This window comes from Yersinia thracica (genome assembly GCF_902170565.1).
Lineage (GTDB): Bacteria > Pseudomonadota > Gammaproteobacteria > Enterobacterales > Enterobacteriaceae > Yersinia > Yersinia thracica.
On sequence record NZ_CABHXX010000002.1, the window covers coordinates 34,143 to 59,073 of the forward strand.

Below are 24,931 nucleotides of genomic sequence, written 5' to 3' on the forward strand. Positions count from 1 at the left end.
AAAGTATTAACAGGTAAATAATCACTAGGGCGTCGGGATTACGGCAGAGATCGTGAGCGAGTTTCAGGTTAAAAAAAGGGTTGTTAGGCTAAAAAAAGTTTCATTGGGGCTTGAAAATGAATATTAATCCCCCAATTAATCTAACAGACGTTTATATGAAACACTGGCTGATTACCACCGTCTAATGAGTCTGTATCTACCCTAAATAATTCGAGTTGCAGGAAGGCGGCAAGGGAGATAACCCCGATGAGCTTACTGTCGTAAGTGATTCGGGTTATTGAGTGTAGCCAACTCACATGCAGCTTGAAGTATGACGGGTATAACCGGACTGTTTGCACGCATGAACATAGTCATCATTGCTTATCTCAAGTAGAATCGGTTATGAATGGCGCCAAAGTAAATTCTATTAGGAGACGGTAATGTCATACAGTGGCGAACGAGATCAATTTGCACCTAACATGGCTCTGGTGCCTATGGTGGTTGAGCAGACTTCACGTGGAGAGCGTTCTTACGATATTTTCTCCCGTCTGCTTAAAGAGCGTATTATTTTTCTGACTGGCCAAGTTGAAGACCATATGGCCAACTTGATCACAGCGCAAATGCTGTTTCTGGAAGCAGAAAACCCAGAAAAAGACATCTTCCTGTATATTAACTCGCCAGGCGGGGTGATTACTGCCGGGATGTCAATTTATGACACTATGCAATTCATTAAGCCAGATGTTAGTACTATCTGTATGGGCCAGGCGTGTTCAATGGGGGCATTCCTGTTGACTGCGGGCGCTAAGGGTAAACGTTTCTGCTTGCCGAATTCACGGGTCATGATTCATCAACCGTTGGGCGGTTTCCAGGGCCAGGCTACAGATATTGAAATTCATGCCAGAGAGATTTTAAAAGTGAAATCGCGTATGAATGAGCTGATGGCACTTCACACGGGAAAATCTCTTGAAGAAATAGAGAGAGACACTGAGCGTGACCGTTTCCTGTCTGCCGAACAGGCTGTAGAATACGGTTTAGTTGATTCTGTGTTCACCCGTCGTGACTAACGACTTATTTCTGTGAGCCGATATACTATAGTTAGTGTAAATAGATAGTGAATGTAAATAGAACAAATCGTAGTGCTGCATAAAGCCAATTGCGTATTGTTTGTATCCTACTCATTATATCGGCTGTCCGTTGCAAGCTAACGTGGCGTACAGAAATAGCGAGAATAGTCTCCCTGTCGCATGGTTTGTAGTGTGGCAGATACTGAAGAAGAGGTTTACTGATGACAGATAAGCGCAAAGACGGTTCTGGAAAGCTGCTGTATTGCTCTTTCTGCGGCAAAAGCCAGCATGAAGTGCGTAAGCTAATTGCCGGGCCGTCAGTGTATATCTGCGATGAATGTGTCGATTTGTGTAACGACATTATTCGCGAAGAGATCAAAGAAGTTGCGCCGCACCGGGAGCGTAGTTCGCTGCCAACGCCGCACGAAATTCGTCGCCACCTGGATGATTATGTCATCGGGCAAGAGCCGGCGAAAAAAGTGTTGGCCGTTGCGGTATATAACCATTACAAGCGTTTACGCAATGGTGACACCAGCAATGGTATCGAGTTGGGTAAAAGTAATATTCTGCTGATCGGCCCGACGGGTAGTGGTAAAACGCTGCTGGCGGAAACATTAGCTCGCTTCCTGGATGTGCCATTTACCATGGCCGATGCGACCACACTGACCGAAGCAGGTTATGTGGGCGAAGATGTTGAAAATATCATTCAGAAGCTATTGCAGAAATGTGATTACGACGTTCAGAAAGCGCAACGCGGTATCGTCTATATCGATGAAATTGATAAGATTTCACGTAAGTCTGATAACCCATCCATCACCCGCGATGTTTCGGGCGAAGGTGTGCAGCAGGCCTTGCTGAAATTGATCGAAGGGACGATTGCTGCCGTACCACCACAAGGTGGTCGTAAGCATCCACAGCAGGAGTTTTTACAGGTTGATACCTCTAAAATTCTGTTTATCTGTGGTGGTGCTTTTGCGGGTCTGGACAAAGTTATCGGGCAGCGCATTAACACCGGAACGGGTATTGGTTTCGGCGCTACGGTAAAAGGCAAATCAGAAAAGGCAACAGAAGGCGAATTGTTGAGCCAGGCTGAGCCGGAAGATCTGATTAAATTCGGTTTAATCCCTGAATTTATTGGCCGTTTGCCAGTGGTTGCAACCTTGAGCGAATTGAGCGAAGACGCCCTGATTCAGATTCTGAAAGAGCCGAAAAATGCGCTGACTAAACAATATCAGGCATTGTTCAATCTTGAAGGCGTTGAACTTGAATTCCGTGATGAAGCGCTGACGGCGATTGCTAAGAAAGCGATGGCACGTAAAACCGGTGCTCGTGGCTTGCGCTCTATCGTAGAGGGGGCTTTGCTCGATACTATGTACGATTTGCCGTCTATGGACAGCGTGGAAAAAGTAGTGGTAGATGAGTCAGTTATTGCTGGCCAATCTGCACCAATGCTGATTTATGGCCAGCCTGAAGCTCAAGCTTCTGGCGAATAATTAGCCAAATAATCCAGATGCTTAGTATGACAATGGGGGATTTTATCCCCCATTTCTTTTTCCTCGCATTGTAATCGTTGAATGTAAGACATTCGTCCCCATATACTCAATTACCTATTTAGTGAAACTCGTGATGACTCGTGTTTCACGAGATTCCCAGTAATCTGGCGGAAGATAAACTAAGAGAGAGCTCTATGAACCCTGAGCGTTCCGAACGCATAGAAATCCCCGTATTGCCTCTGCGCGATGTGGTGGTTTATCCGCATATGGTGATCCCACTGTTTGTTGGCCGGGAAAAATCGATTCGGTGCCTGGAAGCTGCAATGGACCATGATAAAAAAATCATGCTGGTTGCGCAGAAAGAAGCCTCGACGGATGAGCCTGGTATCAATGATCTGTTTTCAGTCGGCACCGTAGCCTCTATTTTGCAAATGCTGAAATTGCCAGATGGTACGGTAAAAGTGCTGGTTGAAGGGCTACAGCGTGCGCGTATCACCACGCTTTCCGACAGCGGCGAGCATTTTGCTGCTCAGGCGGAATATCTTGAATCGCCAGTGATGGACGATCGTGAGCAGGAAGTGCTGGTTCGCACGGCGATTAATCAGTTTGAAGGCTACATCAAGCTGAATAAAAAGATCCCACCAGAAGTACTGGCTTCGTTGCACAGTATTGATGATGCAGCACGTCTGGCTGATACTATCGCGGCTCATATGCCGTTGAAGTTAAATGATAAACAAGCTGTTCTGGAAATGTTCGATGTGACCGAACGTCTGGAATATCTGATGGCAATGATGGAGTCTGAAATCGATCTGTTGCAGGTCGAAAAACGGATTCGTAATCGTGTCAAAAAGCAGATGGAAAAGAGCCAGCGCGAGTACTATTTGAATGAGCAAATGAAAGCCATTCAGAAAGAACTGGGCGAGATGGACGATGCACCTGATGAGCATGAAGCGCTAAAACGCAAAATCGAAGCGGCTAAAATGCCGAAAGATGCGCGCGAAAAAACTGAAGCTGAACTGCAAAAACTGAAAATGATGTCGCCGATGTCGGCTGAGGCCACGGTAGTGCGTGGTTACATTGATTGGATGTTGCAGGTGCCGTGGAACAGCCGTAGCAAAGTAAAAAAAGACTTGGTAAAAGCGCAGGAAGTTCTGGATACCGACCATTACGGCTTGGAACGCGTTAAAGATCGTATTTTAGAATACCTCGCAGTACAGAGCCGGGTCAGCAAAATCAAAGGGCCAATCCTGTGTCTGGTGGGGCCTCCTGGGGTGGGTAAAACCTCTTTGGGGCAATCTATTGCTCGGGCGACAGGCCGTCAGTATGTGCGTATGGCATTGGGTGGCGTGCGCGATGAAGCAGAAATTCGTGGTCATCGCCGTACCTACATCGGTTCCATGCCAGGTAAATTGATCCAGAAAATGGCAAAAGTCGGGGTGAAAAACCCGCTCTTCCTGTTGGATGAGATTGATAAAATGGCATCCGACATGCGCGGCGATCCGGCGTCTGCATTGCTGGAGGTGTTAGATCCAGAACAAAACGTGGCATTTAACGATCACTATCTGGAAGTGGATTATGACTTGTCAGATGTCATGTTTGTTGCGACCTCTAACTCCATGAATATTCCGGCGCCATTACTGGACCGTATGGAAGTGATTCGCCTGTCTGGTTATACCGAAGATGAGAAACTCAATATTGCCAAGCAGCATTTGCTACCAAAACAATTTGAGCGCAACGCCATTAAGAAAGGCGAATTGACCATCGACGACAGCGCGATCATGAGTATTATCCGTTATTACACCCGTGAAGCTGGGGTGCGTAGTCTGGAGCGCGAAATCTCCAAACTGTGTCGTAAAGCAGTCAAAAACCTGCTGATGGATAAAACGGTTAAGCACATTGAAATCAATGGCGACAACCTGAAAGACTTCCTGGGGGTACAGAAAGTTGATTATGGTCGTGCTGACACTGAAAACCGTGTAGGGCAAGTGACGGGCTTAGCATGGACCGAAGTGGGCGGTGACTTACTGACCATCGAGACTGCGTGTGTGCCGGGTAAAGGCAAACTGACTTATACCGGTTCACTGGGCGAAGTTATGCAAGAGTCCATTCAGGCCGCATTGACCGTGGTGCGTGCGCGTGCGGATAAATTAGGTATTAATCCTGATTTCTACGAAAAACGCGATATCCATGTGCACGTGCCTGAAGGCGCGACGCCGAAAGATGGCCCAAGCGCAGGTATTGCGATGTGTACAGCGCTGGTTTCTTGTCTGACCGGTAACCCGGTGCGTGCCGATGTTGCCATGACTGGCGAAATCACTTTGCGGGGCTTGGTATTGCCAATCGGTGGTTTGAAAGAGAAACTGTTGGCGGCTCACCGTGGTGGGATCAAAGTGGTGCTGATTCCAGATGATAACAAACGTGATTTGGAAGAGATTCCGGACAATGTTATCGCCGATCTGGAAATTCATCCGGTTAAACGAATTGATGATGTTTTAGCCATTGCTTTGCAAAATCCAGCCTTCGGGGCACAGCCGGTAGCGTCAAAATAGTGACGGAACGCAAGAAGTATTGATAAAACTGATGCTGGGAAGTGAAATGCTACTTGCCAGCTATTTTATGTGCCGCTAAGTTAGTTCAGCTGTCTGACAAAAGTTTACGCCTTTGGGCTGCTTGCTAAGGTCGGGCAGGGTTGATATAACAGCTGCGCTGTCGTGTGTCCGTAGGGATTTTCGGCGCGACAATAGAATTCTAAAGGGGATGAAAGAGTGAATAAGTCACAACTAATCGACAAAATTGCCGCAGGTGCTGATATTTCTAAAGCGGCCGCTGGGCGCGCGTTGGACGCAATTATTGCTTCTGTTACTGAATCTTTGAAAGAAGGGGATGACGTAGCTCTGGTTGGTTTTGGTACTTTTGCAGTACGTGAGCGTTCTGCACGTACTGGCCGTAACCCTCAGACAGGCAAAGAAATCAGTATTCCAGCAGCTAAAGTTCCAGGTTTCCGCGCCGGTAAAGGCTTGAAAGACGCTGTAAACTGATTGCTGCGCCACTTATCACCTGTAGCCGAATATTGTTTGTGTTAAACAATAACCTGACGCAGTTGAGCTGGTAAGGTAAGATACAAGGCGCATCGTTAATGATGCGCTTTTTTTTCGCGCAGCAGCATGAAGGGCTGTCGCAAGGAATGCTGGGTTTATTTAGACCTGCGCAACAGTTTTTATCCATATTACAGCGGAGTATTGTCACATTATGATGGACAATTTACGCGCGGCTGCTAATAACGTCGTGCTCAAAATCATTCTGGCCCTGATCATGTTGTCCTTTATCCTGACTGGGGTTGGCAGCTATTTGATTGGCGGCTCCAACGACTTTGCAGCCAAAGTTAATAGCCAAGAGATTAGTCGTGCTCAGTTAGAACAGGCTGTACAGAGTGAACGTAGCCGCTTGCAGCAGCAATTAGGTGAACAGTTCTCCGCATTGGCTGCGAATGAAGGCTACATGCTACAACTGCGTCAGCAGGTACTTGGGCAATTGGTCAACAATATGTTGCTCGACCAATATGCTAAAAAACTTGGCCTGACTGCCAGTGACGAACAAGTGAAAGATGCCATCCGCCAGGCACCTTATTTCCAGACTGATGGTAAGTTCGATAACAGCAAATATCTTGAGTTGGTTAATCGTATGGGCTACACCCCAGACCAATTCGCTCAATTACAGCGCCAACAGTTGATTAATCAGCAATTACTGCAAGCCTTTGGTGATACTGGCTTTATCCTGCCTATCGAAGCCCAGGCAATGTCAGAGCTGATTTTGCAGCAACGTGAAGTTCGTCTGGCAACGCTAGACCTCAAAGCACTTCAAGCGCAGCAGAAAGTCACTGATGAAGAACTGCAAGCCTACTACGACCAGAATAAAAATAGCTTCATTGCACCGGAACAGATGAAAATCAGTTTCATTGCGATGGACGCCGCTGCGATGCAGGACAAAATCACTGTTACTGAAGAAGATATCGCCGCGTATTACGATCAGCATAAAAGCACCTATACCCAGCCAGAGCAGCGCAGCTACAGTGTTATTCAGTTTAAAACTGAAGCTGAAGCCAAAACTGCATTGGATGAGTTGAAAAAAGGCGCTGATTTTGCCGCTATGGCTAAAGAGAAATCGACTGACATTATTTCCCGCAAAAATGGCGGCGAATTGGGTTGGTTGGAGCCGGAAACCACCGCGGATGAATTGAAACAAGCCAATCTGAGTGAGAAAGGCCAACTGTCTGATGTGGTGAAATCCTCTGTGGGTTATTTGATTGTTCGTCTTAACGATATCAAACCTGCACAGGTAAAACCGTTGTCAGAAGTTCATGATGCACTGGCTAAACAGGTTAAGCAGGAAAAAGCAGTTGATGCTTATTACGCCTTACAGCAAAAAGTAAGCGAAGCTGCTACCAGTGACAACGAATCTCTGGCGTCGGCGGAAGAAGCCGCAGGTGCTAAAGCCAAGCAAACTGGCTGGTTCACCCGTGATGCAGTGCCAGCTGAGGTTAATTTCAAACCTGTGGTGCAAGCAATCTTTGAGGGTGGCTTAATTGGTGAGAATGGCGCACCTGGCAGCAACTCTGATGTCATCACCGTTGATGGGGACCGTGCTTTTGTTATCCGTATTGACGGCCACAAACCTGAAGGTATTGAGCCATTTGATCAAGTTCGAGATCAAGTTGCCGAGCTGGTAAAACGTCAGAAAGCAGAACAGTTGGCCCGTGTTGATGGTGAGAAGATCCTGACTGCGCTGAAACAAGGTAAAGGCGAAGAAGCGATGAAAGCCGCTGGTATCAGCTTCGGTGAGCAGAAAACCTTGTCACGAGCACCAGATGATGACCAATTAGTACAGACTATCTTTAGCTTGCCTCATCCGCAAAAAGACCAGCCGGTGTATGGCTTGTCTCAGGACCGTCAAGACAACATCGTTTTGATCGAGCTGTTATCTGTGACACCGGGTAAATTGCCGGCAGGCGAAATGAAGAATTTCGTCGCGAAGATGGAAGAAGGGTCTAGCGGTGTGACCTTTGATGCACTGATGGCGAACTTGCGCAAACAGGCCACTATTAAGATGGGGCCTGCGGAGCAACAACAACCTCAATAAAGTCATCATTGCAATAAGCTCCGCATTGATTTGCAATTCGATGTAACAACGAAAGGTCGCTTTGGCGGCCTTTCGCATATCTAAAATCTGCCCTTTGCGGCAAATCGGAGACTGAGGCAAGGTAGGCATGCTGTCAAACACAAGGAGGATACAGCATGAAATTCATAGGAAAATTATTTGTAATAGCGGCATTATTAGCAGGTTTTAATATCCAGCCTTTGGCTTATGCCGTTCCCAGTCCCTCGGAGGATAAAGCTCTCAAGCTATCCGAAAAAACCACGACCAAGGGTAATGTTGCACCCAAAATCCCCGTAAAAGCCGGGCATGATAAAATGATTGTAAGTGCTACAGTGGGTAATCCATCGGATAACGCACAAAACAAAATAAACATTAATAGCGCTGATGCGGAACAGTTGGCGCAGTCACTCAACGGGATAGGCAGGAAGAAAGCCGAAGCCATTGTGAACTATCGCGAGCAGTTCGGTTTTTTCACTGATGCAGAACAATTACTTGAAGTTCCGGGTATTGGCCCCTCTTTCTTAGAGAAAAATCGCGGTAAGCTGAGGATGTAGACGTCAGTTATAAAATAGTCAGGCGGGTATTAGTGAGTATTTGTCTGGCTCTTTCATCACAAACAATACCCAGTATCCCATAATGTAAGGCGCAACTGTCCGGTAAAACTGTGACGTTAATCTGAATTATTGTGATGTTAATCCTAATTATATAGTAAGCATGCTATGAAGTGATTTTCCTCTGCTAGTCTTTCTCTTGAGGTCATACCAGTTGTGGTTGTCACTTTATTATTACGATTAACTGTTTGGAGAAGCTCGTCGCCATGCATACTCATATCAAAGTCAGGGGTTTCCATATTGATGTTTTTCAACATGTTAATAATGCCCGCTACTTAGAGTTTCTCGAAGAAGCGCGTTGGGAATGGCTTGAAGGGGAGCCAGCCGCGCAATGGATGGCTGAAAATCAAATCGCTTTTATCGTAGTTAATATCAATATTAACTATCGTAAACCCGCAGTCTTGGGTGACCTATTGCGGATAGATAGCCAACTATTAAAGCTGAATGGGAAAAGTGGTGTGATGAAGCAAATTGTCACGCTGGAACCTGAGTTAATTCCGGTAGCTGATGCAGAATTGACTTTTGTCTGTATCGACCTGCATAGCCAAAAAGCATTACCCATTGATGGGGAATTGCATGAAAAGCTTCAGGAGTTTGTCAATCGAGGGCGCTAAAAGGAAACCGTGATTAATCGAGACCTACCTCGCTCTGATTGAGCGAGGTAGTGAGCACAGGGCAGTGATTCGCGCTTAGGTGGTTACTCTGAGGTACAAGATTAAACCAGCCCGGTTTTTTGTTTTAAGCTTAATAGAACTTTAGGTTTATTCGCCAGATAGAACTCTAGCCCTTTGGCGCGTAAGTGGCAGGCAGCACATTGACCGCAGCCATCACCCTGAATCCCATTGTAGCAAGTTAGGGTGTCATGACGGACACGATCGAGTTGCTGATAATAATCGGCTAATGCCCATGTCTCGGCTTTATCAAGCCACATCAGCGGGGTGATGAATACTATATCTCGGCCAATACCTAAATCTACTGCATGGTTAAGAGCTTTAACGAATTCATCCCGACAATCTGGGTAACCGGAAAAATCTGTTTCGCAGACACCAGTAATAACCGCTTGGGCTTGTACCTGATAAGCATAAATGGCTGCCAAGGTCAGAAAAAGAATATTACGGCCAGGCACAAATGTGCTGGGAAGTGAATCTCCAGCCTCTTCATTGTGGATTGGGACGGGAATACTGTCTCGAGTCAGGCTGCTGACCGCTAGCTCATTGAGCATCGTTACATCCAACACTTTGTGTGCTTTAGCACCCAGTTTAATTGCCAAATCACGAGCCACATCGATTTCTGCACGGTGTCGCTGCCCGTAATCGAAAGTTATGCAGTGGACTTCATCATACTGCTGTAATGCTTGAATTAAGCAGGTTGTGGAATCTTGCCCACCACTAAAAACAACTACGGCACGTTTCATACTGTTACCTCGTACGGCTGTGAGCTTTAACGCGCTAATCTCACAGCAAAATTAAAAACTGGCAGTATGGTACTCAGATAGCGCCAGAAAAGGTAGCCGCCTGAGTTTGGTTATCAGGTTGTTGTGGGGGGTAACCATGCCTGGCTGAAGTCGAACCATCCGTAAGCTGTTAATGTTACACCATTAATTCGTGGTGGGGCATTGACCTGATATTGATAGTTGAACAGCGGCAGAATCAGCCCGGACAACATCAGGTTATTATAGTGTTCCCGTAATTGGCGGAAACGTTCTGGAGCCAGTTCGATTTGCTGGATGTGGGCCAATGTATTTTGCTGCTGTTCCCGTTGCAGTGGTGAGAGTATGCCACGCCACAGTGGATCAAGCCGGAGCCAGCTTTCCATTGCGGCTTCAGGTGATTCACCGACTAAATGGTCTGCTAATAATAAATCAGCATTTTCAATTTGGCGGGCATCTTTCCACTGTTTATCGTCGCTAGCACGGATTTCTAATGTACAACCTTGTGCTGCCAATACTGTTTTTAGTTGTTCGGCGACGCTTTTTAGCTCCATTGGCGGTTGATATATCAGTATCAGGTGAGCTGGCAGCGGTGAGTCTTCATCAGCCTTAAACTGCGGGATGGGCCAACCCGGCAGCATTTCATTGCTTGGCGTTATGACTCCTCGTCGGATTGATAGCTCCTCCAATATGCCGGAGGTTTGCACTAACATCAGCAATTTGGCTATTTGCTGCGAAGTCATATCACTGCGGTGCTGATTAATTGCCAGATAACAAAATCCCAGGCTCATACTGCGCTGGACGGGGCGTGCTAAAGGGAAGTCCTCTTCCTGGCCGATAGTAATACGCACCGGATGTTGGCAACTGCCGTCTGCTGAGTGCTCCATCAGGTTCGGGGTTATCCAATACTCGATAATCTCCAGATAAGGGTGCTGCAAATGGTAGAATTCATGTTGTTCCAGCCGCACCAGATGCTGCTCGAAAGTCGCCAACTTAAAAGGACCAGCGCCCAGCAGGGGGTGGTCTGGATGAAATAAACGGCAGGGTAAATCAGCTAGTCGATGAGCTAACCAGTAATCCGGCTGATAAAGGGTAAATTGCAAGCATAAAGCGTGAGGTAGGGTGATGGTCAAAATATTGGCGAAACTGGGTTGGCTGCGAGCATTTCCCCGCAGTAACATCAGTGTCTGCAATAATTGCTGGCCGTGAAGACGCTCCCCATTATGCCAACGTAACTGGCTGCGCAAAAAGAACCGCCAGGTTAAACCATCATCACTGACTTGCCAGTGGTGGGCCAGATCCGGTTTGGGCTGAGGGTCACCGGTGTTAAAACGGGTCAGGCCCGCGTGTAAGGTATAAATCAGGTGTTGTTCGGCCCGCCCAGTGGCGGTGAGTGGATTTAAGGGTTCAAGTGTCCGGTAATAAGGAATACGCAATATGGGGCTGTCTGCTTGCCACTGCCCGCCCATATGAGGATTCAGCAAGGCTTGTAGGCGGTCGGGTGCCAGTTGAGCCAATTCGAGCGCAGCCTGGCTATCACCTTGTTCGAGAAACACCTGTAGATAGGTCGCCCGAAGTGTATCGGGGCTTTTCAAACATTGCAGTTGTGCCCGTTTTCCCCGGCCAACCTGTGAATGCCAGCTGAGCCAGTCATTCGCCTGTAGCTGCTGTATTAAGGTGCGAGCATGACGTTCGCTGCAAAATAGCAGGCCAGCGACCTCACCTACGGTAGTCGCGGCTAAGTTGTCTCCGAACTTTTGGTATAGGCGCTGATATTGGGTGAGTCGGTGAATAATGCGCATAATTAAGAACCTACCCATTAGAACTATTTTATTTGTCATTTTGAACTTGGGTAGTGCTCAGAATCCTCACGTACTAGGTGTACACTCCGTTTCTTCCGCGCTATCCATGTTCAAACTGTCTGCAACAATGACGCCTACTGGGATAGGCTCTAAATCCGGAATAGTTTAAATTATTTGTTCACTATTAGTTCCGTAAATACTACGTCATAATTTTATCTATATCACCAGTTTCACTCTTTATGAGGTTTTAAATGTATCGTTTAGCCGCTTTTGATATGGATGGAACCTTGCTAATGCGCGACCATAAGATTGGCGGTGCGACATTGAATGCGTTACACCAGTTAGTGGAAAACGGGGTGATCCTGACATTTGCTACTGGTCGGCATTACCTTGATATGAAAGGCATTCTGTCTCATTCAGATATTAACGGTTATTTAATTACTGGCAATGGCACTCGAGTGTGTGACATGGATGGAGTGCATTTAGATGGTATGGATTTACCGGCAGAACTGGTGGAGTTTGTGCTGCGTACCCCATGGCAGACAAATGCCAGTGTTCATATCTTCCGCGATGATGGTTGGTTCACTGATTACAATGATCCAGCATTACTGGCGGCCCATCAAACCAGTAGTTTTCAGTTCCAACTCACTGCGCTGGATGCATTACCGATGACCGGTAATCACAAAATTTGCTTTATTGCGCCACATCAAGAACTAGCTGAACTTAAGATTCAGCTTGAGCAGCAAATGGGTGACAAAGCCGATTTCTGTTTCTCGGCCGAGGAGTGCCTCGAAATGTTGCCTCGTGGTTGTAATAAAGGGGCGGCTTTAGAGCGATTAAGCCACCATCTTGATTTAACCTTGGCTGATTGCATGGCGTTTGGCGATGCGATGAATGATAAAGAAATGTTGTCGCGAGTCGGTCGTGGGCTAGTGATGGGAAATGCGTTACCGCAATTGAAGCAAGAGTTACCTCAGTTACAGGTTATTGGTCGCTGCGAGGAACAAGGCGTAGCGCACTATTTGCAACATTGGCTAAGTTCACCACACCTCACCTATTCCCCCGAATTCTGAGGTTATATGCCCTTGGTTCTTCCAACTGAACATTGGGTGTAGCTATTAGCCAGCCGGATAACCATCCGGTTTTTTTCTTCCTAAAAGGGCCTCTATTAAGGCCCTTTTATCAATGAGTTACAGGTTTTTTAATTCATTGCGATAGGCTGTCAAATCGCCGATATTGTTGCTGACCCACAGAGGATCGTAATAAGTATCGAGATAACGCTCGCCGCTGTCACACAGTAACGTCACGATAGCACCAGTTTGACCTTGCTCACGCATCTGTTTAGCTAATTGTAATGCTCCCCAAACGTTAGTGCCGGTGGAGGCACCCACTTTGCGGCCCAATATCCCCTCCAGCCAATGGATGGTGGCAACACTGGCGGCATCAGGAACCCGTAACATGCTGTCGATCACTTCTGGAATGAATGAAGGCTCAGCACGTGGCCGCCCAATCCCCTCAATCCGGCTACCACAACTGCCTGTGACTGTACGGTCACGGTGACAGAAACAATCATAAAAAACTGAGTTTTCCGGATCGACCACCATCAGTTGGGTGTCATGCCCTTGATAGCGAATGTAGCGTCCCAAAGTGGCGGAGGTGCCGCCAGTGCCGGCGCTCATGACAATATAGTTAGGAATTGGGTAGGGTTCGCGGGCCATTTGGCGGAAGATACTATCGGCAATGTTATTATTCCCGCGCCAATCAGTTGCCCGCTCAGCATAAGTGAATTGGTCCATATAATGGCCGTTAAGCTCACGAGCCAATTGCTCGGATGCAGCATAAATTTGCCCAGCATGGTCGACAAAATGGCAGCGCCCACCATAGAAAGTGATTTGCTCCACTTTACGTCGAGCAGTACAACTTGGCATTACTGCAATAAATGGCAAACCAATCAGGCGGGCAAAATAAGCCTCTGACACCGCCGTGCTCCCCGATGAGGCTTCTATTATTGTGGTGTCTTCTTTGATCCAGCCATTACATAAACCATAGAGAAACAAAGAGCGAGCCAAACGGTGCTTTAAGCTACCGGTCGGATGTGTACTTTCGTCTTTTAAATAGAGATAAATGCCGGGAAATGCGGGCAGATTCAAGCGGATCAGATGGGTATCAGCGGAGCGTTGAAAATCGGCTTCTATTTCACTGATAGCATTTTTTACCCAAGTGTTGGTCATTTTATGGCCTGCGATGTAGGTAGTAAACTAATGATGACTAGATTAACGGTTATCAAAGAAAAAAACGTTGCCATTTTTACTTCTTTATCGCCAAATAGTAGAAATTTATTCTATGGTTATTCGCTATGTTAGATAAAACTGACCGTAAGCTCCTGTGTATGTTGCAAGAAGATTGCACGCAATCACTGCAAGTGCTGGCCGAAGCTGTCAATTTGACCTCTACACCTTGCTGGAAACGTTTGAAGCGCCTTGAGGATGATGGGTTTATCCGCGGGCGAGTGGCATTGCTAGATAGCGAAAAGTTAGGATTAGGACTCACGGCATTTGTGCTGATCAAAACACAGCAGCATAATAGTGATTGGTATCAGGAGTTCGTCGAGTTCGCCAAGCAAATGCCAGAGGTGCTGGCGTTTTATCGAATGGCGGGGGAGTACGACTATTTGATGCAGGTTGAAGTCGCTGATATGAAGAGTTATGACAACTTTTACAAACGCATGGTGAACGGTGTGCCGGGGTTGATTGATGTAACATCCAGCTTTGCAATGGAAAAAATTAAATACACCACTGCGTTGCCTGTACCCGAGTGATTCCTGTCATTTTTCAAACTGCGGAGTGTGAGTTGCTTGGCATCTATTGGGTATAAAAAATCATTTTAACGATGGTATTCTACTGCCCTGTCGCATTGAGCGAGCAAATACCGATGTTATTCGGTGTCAGACCATGGAATAAAACTGCGTGAGATTGTTTGCACAATTAGGCTGGTATTTCCGCCGTGAGTGGCGCCGCTATGTGGGAGCGGTGCTGTTGCTGATCATTATTGCTATCTTGCAATTATTACCACCTAAGTTAGTGGGGGTAATTGTTGATGGCATCAGCACAAAACAGATGTCGACCAATATGTTATTGGTATGGGTTGGCGTGATGCTAGTGACGGCTATCGTGGTCTATCTGCTGCGTTATGTTTGGCGCGTTTTACTTTTTGGTGCTTCCTATCAATTGGCTGTGGAATTACGCGGCAATTTTTATCGCCAACTTAGCCGCCAAGCCCCAGGTTTTTATTTACGTCACCGCACCGGTGATTTAATGGCGCGCGCCACAAATGATGTCGACCGCGTGGTCTTTGCCGCTGGTGAGGGGGTATTAACACTGGTGGATTCGCTGGTGATGGGGTGTGCCGTATTGATTGTCATGAGCACCCAAATCAGCTGGCAATTAACTTTGCTGTCATTGCTCCCCATGCCGGTTATGGCGGTGGTCATCAAATATTACGGCGACCAATTGCATCAGCGTTTCAAATCAGCTCAGGGGGCATTTTCTGCTCTTAATAATCAAGCGCAGGAAAGCCTTACCAGCATTCGCATGATTAAAGCTTTTGGTCTGGAAGAGAACCAATCGCAACAATTTGCGCGGGTTGCCGAAGAGGCGGGTGCTAAAAATATGTATGTCGCCCGCATTGATGCCCGCTTCGATCCGACAATTTATATTGCTATCGGTATCGCAAATTTATTGGCTATTGGCGGTGGTAGCTGGATGGTGGTTAACCACAGTATCACCTTGGGGCAGTTGACTAGCTTTGTTATGTACTTAGGTTTAATGATTTGGCCGATGTTGGCGCTGGCGTGGATGTTCAATATTGTTGAGCGCGGCAGTGCTGCTTATAGCCGTATTCGTAGTTTGCTGGAAGAAGCGCCTGTGGTGAAAGATGGTGATATCGAACTATCGAGCGAGCGCGGCACTTTGGCGGTGAATATTCGTCATTTCTATTATCCAGAAGCCAAACAGCCCGCTCTGCATGATGTGTCACTGAAACTAGCTCCAGGGCAGATGTTGGGGTTATGTGGGCCAACGGGGTCTGGCAAAAGTACCTTACTGGCGCTTATTCAGCGGCAATTTGATATTGATGACGGCGCGATTTGCTATCAAGGGCATCCGCTGTCTGATATCCGCTTGCATGACTGGCGTGGGCGCTTATCCGTGGTCAGCCAGACGCCATTTTTATTCTCCGATACCGTCGCGGGCAACATTGCACTGGGTAAACCTGATGCGACCCAAGATCAAATCGAACGGGCTGCCCGCTTAGCCAGTGTGCATGAAGATATTTTACGTCTTCCTCAGGGGTATGACACGGAAGTGGGCGAGCGCGGTGTGATGCTGTCCGGTGGACAAAAACAGCGGATTTCCATCGCCCGAGCGCTGCTGTTGGAGACTGAAATTCTGATCCTCGATGACGCGCTCTCTGCGGTTGATGGTCAGACCGAACATGAAATCTTAAAGAATCTGCGCGAGTGGGGCGAGCATCGCACCGTGATTATCAGCGCACACCGCCTTTCAGCCCTAACTGAAGCCAGCGAAATTCTGGTGATGCAGCACGGCGGGGTGATGCAACGCGGTACTCATAATATTTTGGTGAATCAGTCTGGGTGGTATCGGGAAATGTACCGCTATCAACAATTGGAGGCAGCATTGGATGACGGTGAGTCGGAGGTCAAAACCGATGAGTAAAGTTAAGCAACTTTGGCCGACACTAAAACGCCTGCTTTCCTATGGTTCCCCTTATCGCAAGCCATTAGGGCTGGCAGTTCTGATGCTGTGGATTGCCGCGGCTGCTGAGGTCAGTGGCCCACTGTTGATCAGTTATTTCATTGACCACGTGGTGGCGAAAGGCACTTTACCGCTGGGGTTGGTCAGTGGGCTGGCTTTGGCTTATTTGCTGCTGCAATTACTGGCAGCCACATTGCACTATTTTCAAGCATTATTGTTTAATCGCACGGCAGTCGGTGTGGTTCAACGGCTCAGGATTGAAGTGATGGATGCGGCTTTGCGCCAGCCTCTCAGTGCTTTTGATACTCAACCTGTTGGGCAATTGATTTCCCGCGTAACTAACGACACCGAAGTCATAAAAGATTTGTATGTGATGGTGGTGTCGACAGTATTAAAAAGTGCGGCATTAATTGGCGCGATGCTGGTGGCAATGTTTAGCCTGGATTGGCGCATGGCGCTGATTTCGATTTGTATTTTTCCCGCAGTGCTGGTGGTTATGGCGATTTATCAACGCTATAGCACACCGGTGGTCCGCCGGGTTCGCGCCTATTTAGCGGATATTAATGACGGTTTTAATGAAGTCATTAACGGAATGGGCGTTATCCAGCAGTTTCGCCAGCAAGTACGTTTTGGTGAGCGCATGGCGTCTACCAATCTCGCTCATTATAAGGCGCGGATGCAAACGTTGCGTCTGGAAGGCTTTTTATTGCGCCCATTGCTGAGCCTATTTTCAGCCATGGTGCTGTGTGGTTTATTGCTGCTTTTCGGCTTCAGTCCAGAGGGGTCTGTGGGGGTTGGGGTGCTGTATGCGTTTATCAACTACCTTGGTCGTCTCAATGAACCATTGATTGAATTGACATCACAGCAGTCAGTCATGCAGCAAGCCGTGGTTGCAGGGGAGCGTATTTTCGAGCTGATGGATAGCGCCCAGCAAGGTTATGGTACGGATGACCGCCCACTGACGAGCGGCCGTATTCAGGTTAATAATGTCAGCTTTGCTTATCGCCACGATAAAATGGTGCTGCAAAATATTACCCTGGATGTACCTTCGCATGGGTTTGTCGCACTGGTTGGGCATACTGGCAGTGGCAAGAGTACCCTGGCAAATCTGTTGATGGGGTATTATCCCGTGCAGCAAGGTGAGATTTTGCTTGATGGGCGGCCTCTCTACCAATTATCACATCAAACATTGCGCCAGGGCGTGGCTATGGTGCAACAAGACCCGGTGGTATTAGCCGATTCATTTTTTGCCAATGTGACATTAGGCCGTGATATTAGTGAGCAGCAAGTGTGGGATGCGCTGGAAACTGTGCAATTGGCTCCGCTGGTCCGTGCATTGCCAGATGGGTTGCACAGTTTGCTTGGAGAGCAGGGCAACACTTTGTCAGTCGGGCAAAAGCAGCTCTTGGCGATGGCGCGAGTATTGGTGCAGGCACCGCAGATTCTTATTTTGGATGAAGCGACTGCTAATATTGATTCTGGCACAGAGCAAGCCATTCAGCGCGCTTTGCAATTGATCCGCAAAAACACCACCCTGGTGGTGATAGCTCACCGCCTGTCGACCATTGTCGAGGCGGATACTATTTTGGTATTGCACCGTGGTGTAGCCGTTGAGCAGGGTAAGCATCAAGAGTTGCTGGCGGCACATGGGCGCTATTATCAAATGTATCAATTGCAATTAGTCAGTGAGGATTTGGCGGCCATTGACCAAATCGAAACTGCGGTAAGTTAAAGAATAAGCTGCGGGGGCGATGTCCTCGCAGCTTACCGCTATTTTCCATTTCATTTCTGTTATTTTCTTTCAGCCAATAGCCCCGCGAATACCTATCAAGAAGCATTGCCGCACCATAATCAGGCAACGCAATCACACGAAGATATCCTGGTGCACTTTTGTGACGCGCATCGCACTAATTTGGTGCGTAAAAACTGTTCAATCCTCTCAATCTAGTGACACCGCTGCCGTGCTGTACATCTCAACCCCCATTAACTCACCCTTTTTACATTAAATTCTCGTCAACATTATTTATGGCATAGCCTTTGCTTTACTTGTTCTGAGAAAGATAAATGTTTCGTGGCCGACATAAATTCGACTTAATTCGAGAAGGGGCAAATATGAAGCTGGTTACCGTGGTTATCAAACCATTTAAGCTGGAAGATGTGCGTGAAGCCTTGTCCTCTTTAGGTATTCAAGGGCTGACTGTAACCGAAGTGAAAGGATTTGGTCGCCAAAAAGGGCATGCAGAACTCTATCGGGGAGCAGAATACAGCGTCAATTTCTTACCCAAAGTAAAGATTGATATCGCGATTGCTGATGATCAATTGGATGAAGTCATTGATGTTATCAGTAAGGCTGCTTATACCGGAAAAATTGGTGACGGCAAAATTTTCGTTGCTGAATTGCAACGTGTTATTCGCATCCGTACCGGCGAAACAGACGAAGCAGCACTGTAATTTGCAGGCTCAAATTTAGTGAATAGGGATGGGTTGATGATGAAAAAACTTTTATCCGTGTTGGGCCTGAGTTCGGTAGCAATGCTGCCCTCTTTGGCAATGGCTGCTGCACCGGCGGTAGCTGACAAAGCAGATAATGCCTTTATGATGATTTGCACCGCGTTGGTGCTGTTTATGACGGTCCCCGGTATTGCCCTGTTCTACGGCGGCCTGCTGCGTTCCAAAAACGTATTGTCGATGATGACTCAGGTCATGGTGACCTTTGCGCTGATTTGTGTTTTGTGGATTTTGTATGGCTACAGTCTGGCGTTCAGTACCGGCAACGCATTCTTCGGTAACTTTGATATGGCGATGCTCAAAGGTATTGGCCTGACGAGCTTGAGTGGCAGCTTCTACCAATATATCCATGTGGCGTTCCAGGCTTCATTCGCCTGTATCACCGTTGCATTGGTGGTCGGTTCATTTGCTGAGCGTATCCGCTTCTCTGCGGTACTTATTTTTGCCGTGTTGTGGTTCACTTTCTCATACCTGCCAATGGCACACATGGTCTGGGGTGGCGGTTTCCTGGCACTGGACGGCGCTCTGGACTTTGCGGGCGGCACTGTGGTGCATATTAACGCCGCGATTGCAGGGTTGGTAGGGGCTTATTTACTGGGTAAACGTGCCGGTTTTGGTAAAGAAGCTTTCAAACCACACAACTTACCGATGGTGTTCACCGGGACTGCAATTCTGTATATCGGCTGGTTTGGTTTCAACGCCGGTTCAGCTAGCGCCGCTAACGAAATTGCTGCATTAGCTTTCTTGAACACAGTTGTCGCGACAGCGGGCGCCATTCTTTCCTGGGTATTTGCTGAGTGGGCTTTACGTGGTAAACCCTCGCTGTTAGGTGCTTGTTCAGGTTGTATCGCCGGTTTGGTGGCGATTACACCGGCGGCCGGGACTGTCGGTGTTGGCGGTGCGCTGATTATCGGCCTGGTGGGGGGGGTTGCCGGTCTGTGGGGGGTGGTTTTACTGAAAAAATGGCTGCGGGTGGATGATACCTGTGATGTGTTTGGTGTCCACGGTGTATGCGGGATCATCGGTTGTATCCTGACTGGCGTCTTCACCTCTGCTTCATTAGGCGGTACAGGTTACGCGGCTGGCGTCACCATGGGCCATCAAGTCGGTGTGCAGTTGTTCAGCGTGGGCGTGTGTTTGGTCTGGTCTGGTGTGGTTGCTTTCGTCGCCTACAAAATTGCTGACATGTTGGTTGGCCTGCGGGTACCCGAAGAGCAAGAGCGCGAAGGTCTGGATGTTAATAGCCACGGCGAAAATGCCTATAATCAGTAAGTTAAGAATAGCAGCAGAATAAATAATAATGATGTAGCAAAAGAAGGGGCGATGGCGACATCGCCCTTTCTTATTGATGGCGATTACCGATGCAAACGAATTACACCTTCCTGCACGGTAGAGGCGACCAATACTCCCTCCTGATTATAGATTTGCCCGCGAACAAAACCACGGGCCCCAGAGGCTGAAGTGCTTTCTACTGCATATAGCAGCCAATCATCAAGACGGAATGGGCGGTGGAACCACATGGAGTGATCAATGGTGGCAATTTGCACGCCCGGTTCAAGGAAGCCAATGCCGTGAGGCTGTAAGGCCGTTGGCAAAAAATTGAAATCAGAAGCATAACCCAGTAAATACTGGTGAACCCGCAAGTCATCCGGCATTTGGCCATTGGCGCGGAACCAGACGTAGCGATTAGGTTCTGCTTTTGAACCTTGCAGTGGGTTATAGAATTTCACCGGGCGCATTTCAATCGGCTGATTGCCAATAAACTTCTCCCGCACTTTTTCGGGGATCAGATGAGCAAATTGGCGGGCAATCTCAGTTTCCGACATCAATCCTTCCGGTGGTGGGATATCCGGCATAGTATTTTGGTGTTCAAAACCGATTTCGGGACTCTGGAACGATGCGGTCATATAGAAGATAGGTTTACCATTCTGAATCGCGCTGACCCGACGAGCGCTGAAACTATTGCCATCGCGTAATGTTTCTACATCATAAATAATGGGTTTGCTGCTGTCCCCTGGGCGCAGAAAATAGCTGTGAAATGAATGGACGAGCCGATCAGTAGGGACGGTTTGTTTCGCCGCATAAATAGCCTGACCGACAACCTGACCACCAAATACTTGGCGCAAGCCCAGATCTTCACTTTGGCCACGGAAGAGCCCTTCTTCAATTTTCTCCAAATCGAGCAGATCGAGCAGTTTTTCTAATGCCTGGGTCATGTTGTAGTCCCTGATGATTGAGTTCATACACAGTGTGCGGAATCCATTAGGCGGTCGTCAATATATTGCTGTGAAACAGCTGTACAATTGAAGATAGCTTGATAAGGAATAGTCTGATAAATGGCTCAATTGGGAGAGAACCGGCAGGGAGTAGAGGATTGTGCTATAATTAGCTTGCTAGGTGGTTGAAGCCACTTATTAAACGCCAACTCTTATGTGAATAGCTGGCATCTTAATAATAAGAAGGAGTGCGACCTATGAAGCCTTGGCAATCAAAAAAATTCTGGCAGATAGTAGGTGGGGCAGCATTGGTAGTCAGTTTAGCTGGGTGCGCCCACAAAGGGGCTGATGTTCCCGTTCCGGCATCCGCAGGAGCCGCTGCGGCACCTATTGCTCAACCTGCCGTGCAGGGAACAGTGAATATCCGCGAGCGTATTGCTTTGCCACATGATGCTATCGTCACGGTAACGCTGTCGGATGCTTCACTGGCCGATGCGCCGACTCGGGTTATTGCTCAAAAAGCAATTCGTACTGAGGGTAAACAGGCTCCGTTTAGTTTTACCTTGCCGTTTAACCCAACTGAGATCCAGCCAAATGCCCGTATCATCGTAAGTGCGGCTATTACACGTAATGGTCAGCTCCTGTTTATCACTGATACCATTCAAGAAGTGATTAACAACGGCACTGGCACTCAGGCGAATCTGCTACTGGTTCCAGTGACTTCTGTTGCAATTGAAACTGCACCTACAGCCACAACGACCGGTACTGGGACGATACAGTAATTATCACGTCGCTTTATGCGCTACAGTATTGAACTGTGGCGCTAAAGCTCACTGTAGCGCCAGCGATATTGCTGTAAATCAATGCGCCCCGCAGGACTTATTTCAATACCTTCAGCCAATAATGCATTTTTCTGTCGGAGATAATCTTCTCCGACTAACGATATTTCCCCGTGACGATTAATCACCCGATACCAAGGTAATGCAGAGCCTTCAGGTAAGCGTTTCAGAACACCGCCAACTTGCCGCGCGGCTCTGGGTGAGCCTATCAGCCGGGCAATATCGCCATAAGTGGTTACTTGCCCAAATGGAATTGCCGCCACAACGTGAAATACTCGCTGACGGAAGTTGTCGACTATTGGCTGGGGATTCTGCTCTGCTGTGTCATTTAGCGTTTCAGCGTCATCCAGGCTGGGTAGCTTAGTTCTTGGTGGTGTCACTGCGTCCTCTTTCTTATTGGGTATTTGTGTTAGCAAATAGTGTGGCGCTATAGAGAAAATGAGAGTGATATAAATAGAATGAGGATAATAAATAACATTATCAGCGATTTTTTTGCCACAAGAAAATAGATTTCGTCCGAAGCTTAAGTATGATGGGCAAGAAACAACCAGTTAGCGCGTGTTGTCTTGCTATTTCGAGGTCCATAGTCGATAATGCCCACCGCTCCAGAGTACAAGGAGCCGTTAACGTCAATGGAGGTCCTGTTGGTTCTCCCGCAACACTAACTTGTGAACTCGGTCAGATCCGGAAGGAAGCAGCCGTAGCAGGCGAGGTGTGTGCCGGGATGTAGCTGGCAGGGCCTCCACCAATTTTGATGAGTCAATTCATTATCAAAATCATTTGGTCCATCGGCACTCTTAGCCGGCACGACAGTCGTTATGAACCAATAGCTATCAACTAATCCTTATCAACTAATCGTTATCAGCGATAAATCTTCCCCCCCAATTCCTACAGTACTAAACAACCGTCCATTAGAATCAATACAAGAATTTTCTTATTTGTTTACAAATTGGGTTTTAATTTGCATTTTAGATTTAGCCAATAATTAAGAGTATTTCTAAATTATTAGCGATTAGGCGGATTTAATAAATTAAATAGCACAACAATACAGCATCACTTCAATGTTCTGATAAACCTCATTACTTCATCTAAACACGCTTCATTTAAACACAGATGCGCAATAACGCGGGATTAAAGTTAACCTTCAATACTTGGGTTTTTTACCTCAAATTAAACACTTACAACCCGCTAGTTGCATTGAAGCCGATAGCGATTATCGGCTCAACGTTGTGTGTCTTAACCAGCGTTAAGCAGACTATTTCACATGTTGCCAAACAGTAGGTGGGATTTTATCATAAAGTTTATTCATTGTGAGCTCAGCTAAACGATGGTCTGCAGCTGAATAAAATAATTCCAGCTCATCATCTGAAAGTTCGTACTTATTCTTTTCAATTACACGTTCTAATGTATCAATCGTTGTACATTTTCTTAAACGCATCAGGTAGTCAGTTTTTGTCATGGTGAATCTTCTTCTCGATATAAAAATAATATAGTGAAACTATCTTTTAAGTTTTCATCAGGGTACAGATGTATTCCCCTGAGAAAAGTCTGAATAAACGCTCTTTGGTTTTTTGCCAGCGACGCAATTCAGGATCATTGATCCCATAACTACTAAACAGAGTATATGTATCGTCTAAATATTCTTCCACTAACTCTGAAAAGTCGCCGCCATCTGGGTATTTTATTTTAAAACTCATCACAAATGAAGCTATATGCTCGATCAAATCATTCAATTGCAGATTTACGGCAGAAGTCGGGTCATTTACCCAGCCATGGTGGCTGTCACCAAGAGTGGCAATGCCTTCATCATACAAACTCTCACATAGGAACTTCAATTGGGCAATATCATGCCGCTTCGGTGAGTACTCATCCATATCATCCCCTCCGTAAACGCTTAATTCGGTGTTGATAACACAATGTGAGTAGATCGGTAATCATATAAATGCAGAAGCTTATCGGTAAAGTAAATAAACTTTTCTTGCTATAAATATAAATCATTTCTCCGCTCATCGCGCAACTTTATTACTTAATCTTACAATTCGTCAGCGGTTGAAGGTCTGTCATTGTTAATTATATCAAAAGTGATTTTTTCTGGGTGTACAATAAATGTTACAGTATTTGTTAGAGACTCTTCAGTATTGATATCTAAGCAGGGGTTAAAAATATACCACTGATAAGAGTAAGTCATTGAATAACAGTTATCTTTCAAAACTATAATATTAAGAATTTCTAATGAGCCAGTGGTGTACTGGGCATTCTCCGAATAATACATTAACCCAGAAACCAAGCTTTCTTCAATTTCACCTATGTTATTCTTGATAACATTCTTCAGTAATGAAATCGGGTAACGCCCTGAGAAGAAGTCCCCAGCTATTTCATTGTTCATTAATTGTCCGCTCATGGTGACAAGATTAATTCATTAACACATTGCCATTGTTACAAAAAATGCGATGACATCTATCTTCAGTAACTATTAGCATGATTTGAATGAAAAATTTCAAAATTAATGAGATTTATCTGCTAAACCGCTTAGTTAACATAGAGTGAAATTATTAAGGTCGCGCTCAATAACACGGTTCGACAATAAAATAACTTAAATAGAATTTTGCATATTTAAGATTATTACTGACGATTAACTCAGCCTACTGCTATTAATTTAGAATGCTATGCCGATTTTATCAAGAGGAGGGACTCCCGTAAGGCTGGTTTTTTATTGTGTAAATTACCGTTTTGCGAGCATTAACGAAGAGTTCTGTCATTAGAGTATCAAAATCATGCCCATGCTCACCAGTAAGGCATGAGTAAAAATACTTTAATTTGCTGTAACTAAGTATGTTCGCACAGCTTGTTTTATCAACGCAGATTGTTTTATCAACGCAGATTGTTTTATCAACGCAGATTGTTTTATCAACAGAATCGGATTTTTATCCACCTCTGTTGATGCTGTATCGATATCCCGTCATGAATTGTTACCTTTGAAATGTCTATGGCAGAGATGCACACTTGAATTCAATCAAGCTATGTGATGTTATAATATATCATTTAATCACTTGCTCTTTTCTGA

Annotated in this window: 22 protein-coding genes and 1 other RNA gene; 15 read left to right on the forward strand and 8 right to left on the reverse strand. The window is 46.5% G+C overall.

Going from position 1 to position 24,931, the window contains the following annotated elements:
- Nucleotides 1-419 precede the first annotated feature (419 nt).
- The 7 genes from clpP to FTA91_RS00210 all read left to right on the forward strand — a co-directional run bounded on the left by clpP (nt 420) and on the right by FTA91_RS00210 (nt 8,915).
- Nucleotides 420-1,043, forward strand: coding sequence for an ATP-dependent Clp endopeptidase proteolytic subunit ClpP (clpP, locus tag FTA91_RS00180; RefSeq protein WP_004392666.1), 624 nt, complete (start codon nt 420-422; stop codon nt 1,041-1,043).
- A gap of 221 nt (nt 1,044-1,264) precedes the next feature.
- On the forward strand, nt 1,265-2,536 hold the full coding sequence (gene clpX / locus FTA91_RS00185; RefSeq protein WP_004714578.1) for an ATP-dependent protease ATP-binding subunit ClpX: 1,272 nt from the start codon (nt 1,265-1,267) through the stop codon (nt 2,534-2,536).
- 194 nt (nt 2,537-2,730) lie between these two features.
- The gene (gene lon / locus FTA91_RS00190) at nt 2,731-5,085 is read left to right on the forward strand and encodes an endopeptidase La (protein WP_004392664.1); all 2,355 of its coding nucleotides are present in this window, start codon (nt 2,731-2,733) and stop codon (nt 5,083-5,085) included.
- Nucleotides 5,086-5,301: 216 nt separating this feature from the next.
- The gene (gene hupB / locus FTA91_RS00195) at nt 5,302-5,574 is read left to right on the forward strand and encodes a nucleoid-associated protein HU-beta (RefSeq protein ID WP_004392663.1); all 273 of its coding nucleotides are present in this window, start codon (nt 5,302-5,304) and stop codon (nt 5,572-5,574) included.
- 211 nt (nt 5,575-5,785) lie between these two features.
- Nucleotides 5,786-7,672 carry a peptidylprolyl isomerase gene (ppiD, locus tag FTA91_RS00200; protein ID WP_145582760.1) on the forward strand — a complete coding sequence of 629 codons (1,887 nt, stop codon included), beginning with the start codon at nt 5,786-5,788 and terminating at the stop codon, nt 7,670-7,672.
- 155 nt (nt 7,673-7,827) lie between these two features.
- Nucleotides 7,828-8,244 (forward strand): ComEA family DNA-binding protein, encoded by a 417-nt coding sequence (locus FTA91_RS00205; RefSeq protein WP_050113274.1) that lies wholly within the window; start codon nt 7,828-7,830, stop codon nt 8,242-8,244.
- A 263-nt stretch (nt 8,245-8,507) separates the two neighbouring features.
- Nucleotides 8,508-8,915 (forward strand): acyl-CoA thioesterase, encoded by a 408-nt coding sequence (locus FTA91_RS00210; RefSeq protein WP_050113275.1) that lies wholly within the window; start codon nt 8,508-8,510, stop codon nt 8,913-8,915.
- A 101-nt stretch (nt 8,916-9,016) separates the two neighbouring features.
- Here the strand turns inward: FTA91_RS00210 and queC are convergent, their stop codons facing one another.
- On the reverse strand, nt 9,017-9,715 hold the full coding sequence (gene queC / locus FTA91_RS00215) for a 7-cyano-7-deazaguanine synthase QueC (protein ID WP_145535377.1): 699 nt from the start codon (nt 9,713-9,715) through the stop codon (nt 9,017-9,019).
- A gap of 113 nt (nt 9,716-9,828) precedes the next feature.
- The gene (locus FTA91_RS00220) at nt 9,829-11,532 is read right to left on the reverse strand and encodes an SgrR family transcriptional regulator (protein ID WP_145535374.1); all 1,704 of its coding nucleotides are present in this window, start codon (nt 11,530-11,532) and stop codon (nt 9,829-9,831) included.
- Between the two features lie 251 nt (nt 11,533-11,783).
- Between FTA91_RS00220 and cof the strand changes: the two genes are divergently transcribed.
- A complete protein-coding gene (cof, locus tag FTA91_RS00225; RefSeq protein WP_145535371.1) occupies nt 11,784-12,605 on the forward strand; it encodes an HMP-PP phosphatase in 822 nt (273 codons plus the stop codon).
- Between the two features lie 117 nt (nt 12,606-12,722).
- Here cof and FTA91_RS00230 read toward each other — a convergent pair whose 3' ends face one another.
- Nucleotides 12,723-13,763 carry a PLP-dependent cysteine synthase family protein gene (locus FTA91_RS00230; RefSeq protein WP_145535368.1) on the reverse strand — a complete coding sequence of 347 codons (1,041 nt, stop codon included), beginning with the start codon at nt 13,761-13,763 and terminating at the stop codon, nt 12,723-12,725.
- Between the two features lie 125 nt (nt 13,764-13,888).
- Here FTA91_RS00230 and FTA91_RS00235 point away from each other — a divergent pair, with 125 nt between their 5' ends.
- From FTA91_RS00235 to amtB, 5 genes are all read left to right on the forward strand, one after another.
- Nucleotides 13,889-14,350 carry an Lrp/AsnC family transcriptional regulator gene (locus FTA91_RS00235; RefSeq protein WP_050113280.1) on the forward strand — a complete coding sequence of 154 codons (462 nt, stop codon included), beginning with the start codon at nt 13,889-13,891 and terminating at the stop codon, nt 14,348-14,350.
- 148 nt (nt 14,351-14,498) lie between these two features.
- Complete coding sequence (locus FTA91_RS00240) at nt 14,499-16,265, forward strand: SmdA family multidrug ABC transporter permease/ATP-binding protein (RefSeq protein WP_145535365.1); 1,767 nt, start codon at nt 14,499-14,501, stop codon at nt 16,263-16,265.
- Nucleotides 16,258-18,036 (forward strand): SmdB family multidrug efflux ABC transporter permease/ATP-binding protein, encoded by a 1,779-nt coding sequence (locus tag FTA91_RS00245; RefSeq protein ID WP_145535363.1) that lies wholly within the window; start codon nt 16,258-16,260, stop codon nt 18,034-18,036. The genes FTA91_RS00240 and FTA91_RS00245 overlap by 8 nt, the downstream gene beginning before the upstream one ends.
- Nucleotides 18,037-18,416: 380 nt before the next feature.
- A complete protein-coding gene (gene glnK, locus FTA91_RS00250) occupies nt 18,417-18,755 on the forward strand; it encodes a P-II family nitrogen regulator (RefSeq protein ID WP_145535360.1) in 339 nt (112 codons plus the stop codon).
- A 39-nt stretch (nt 18,756-18,794) separates the two neighbouring features.
- Nucleotides 18,795-20,084, forward strand: a complete 1,290-nt coding sequence (gene amtB / locus FTA91_RS00255) for an ammonium transporter AmtB (protein WP_050113392.1) — start codon at nt 18,795-18,797, stop codon at nt 20,082-20,084.
- Between the two features lie 83 nt (nt 20,085-20,167).
- On the opposite strand, the gene tesB is transcribed toward amtB, so the two are convergent.
- The gene (tesB, locus tag FTA91_RS00260) at nt 20,168-21,028 is read right to left on the reverse strand and encodes an acyl-CoA thioesterase II (RefSeq protein ID WP_050113283.1); all 861 of its coding nucleotides are present in this window, start codon (nt 21,026-21,028) and stop codon (nt 20,168-20,170) included.
- Between the two features lie 257 nt (nt 21,029-21,285).
- Between tesB and FTA91_RS00265 the strand changes: the two genes are divergently transcribed.
- Entirely contained in the window at nt 21,286-21,810 is a 525-nt protein-coding gene (locus FTA91_RS00265) for a YbaY family lipoprotein (RefSeq protein WP_050113284.1), read from the forward strand.
- A 41-nt stretch (nt 21,811-21,851) separates the two neighbouring features.
- Here FTA91_RS00265 and FTA91_RS00270 read toward each other — a convergent pair whose 3' ends face one another.
- Entirely contained in the window at nt 21,852-22,247 is a 396-nt protein-coding gene (locus FTA91_RS00270; RefSeq protein WP_050113285.1) for an MGMT family protein, read from the reverse strand.
- 262 nt (nt 22,248-22,509) lie between these two features.
- Between FTA91_RS00270 and ffs the strand changes: the two genes are divergently transcribed.
- An RNA gene (ffs, locus tag FTA91_RS00275) (signal recognition particle sRNA small type) lies at nt 22,510-22,606 on the forward strand.
- Between the two features lie 516 nt (nt 22,607-23,122).
- Here the strand turns inward: ffs and ymoA are convergent.
- From ymoA to FTA91_RS00290, 3 genes are all read right to left on the reverse strand, one after another.
- Complete coding sequence (gene ymoA / locus FTA91_RS00280; RefSeq protein ID WP_002208622.1) at nt 23,123-23,326, reverse strand: expression modulating protein YmoA; 204 nt, start codon at nt 23,324-23,326, stop codon at nt 23,123-23,125.
- Nucleotides 23,327-23,372: 46 nt separating this feature from the next.
- Nucleotides 23,373-23,741 (reverse strand): Hha toxicity modulator TomB, encoded by a 369-nt coding sequence (gene tomB, locus FTA91_RS00285; protein WP_050113286.1) that lies wholly within the window; start codon nt 23,739-23,741, stop codon nt 23,373-23,375.
- A 158-nt stretch (nt 23,742-23,899) separates the two neighbouring features.
- A complete protein-coding gene (locus FTA91_RS00290; protein WP_145535354.1) occupies nt 23,900-24,253 on the reverse strand; it encodes a hypothetical protein in 354 nt (117 codons plus the stop codon).
- Nucleotides 24,254-24,931 lie beyond the last annotated feature (678 nt).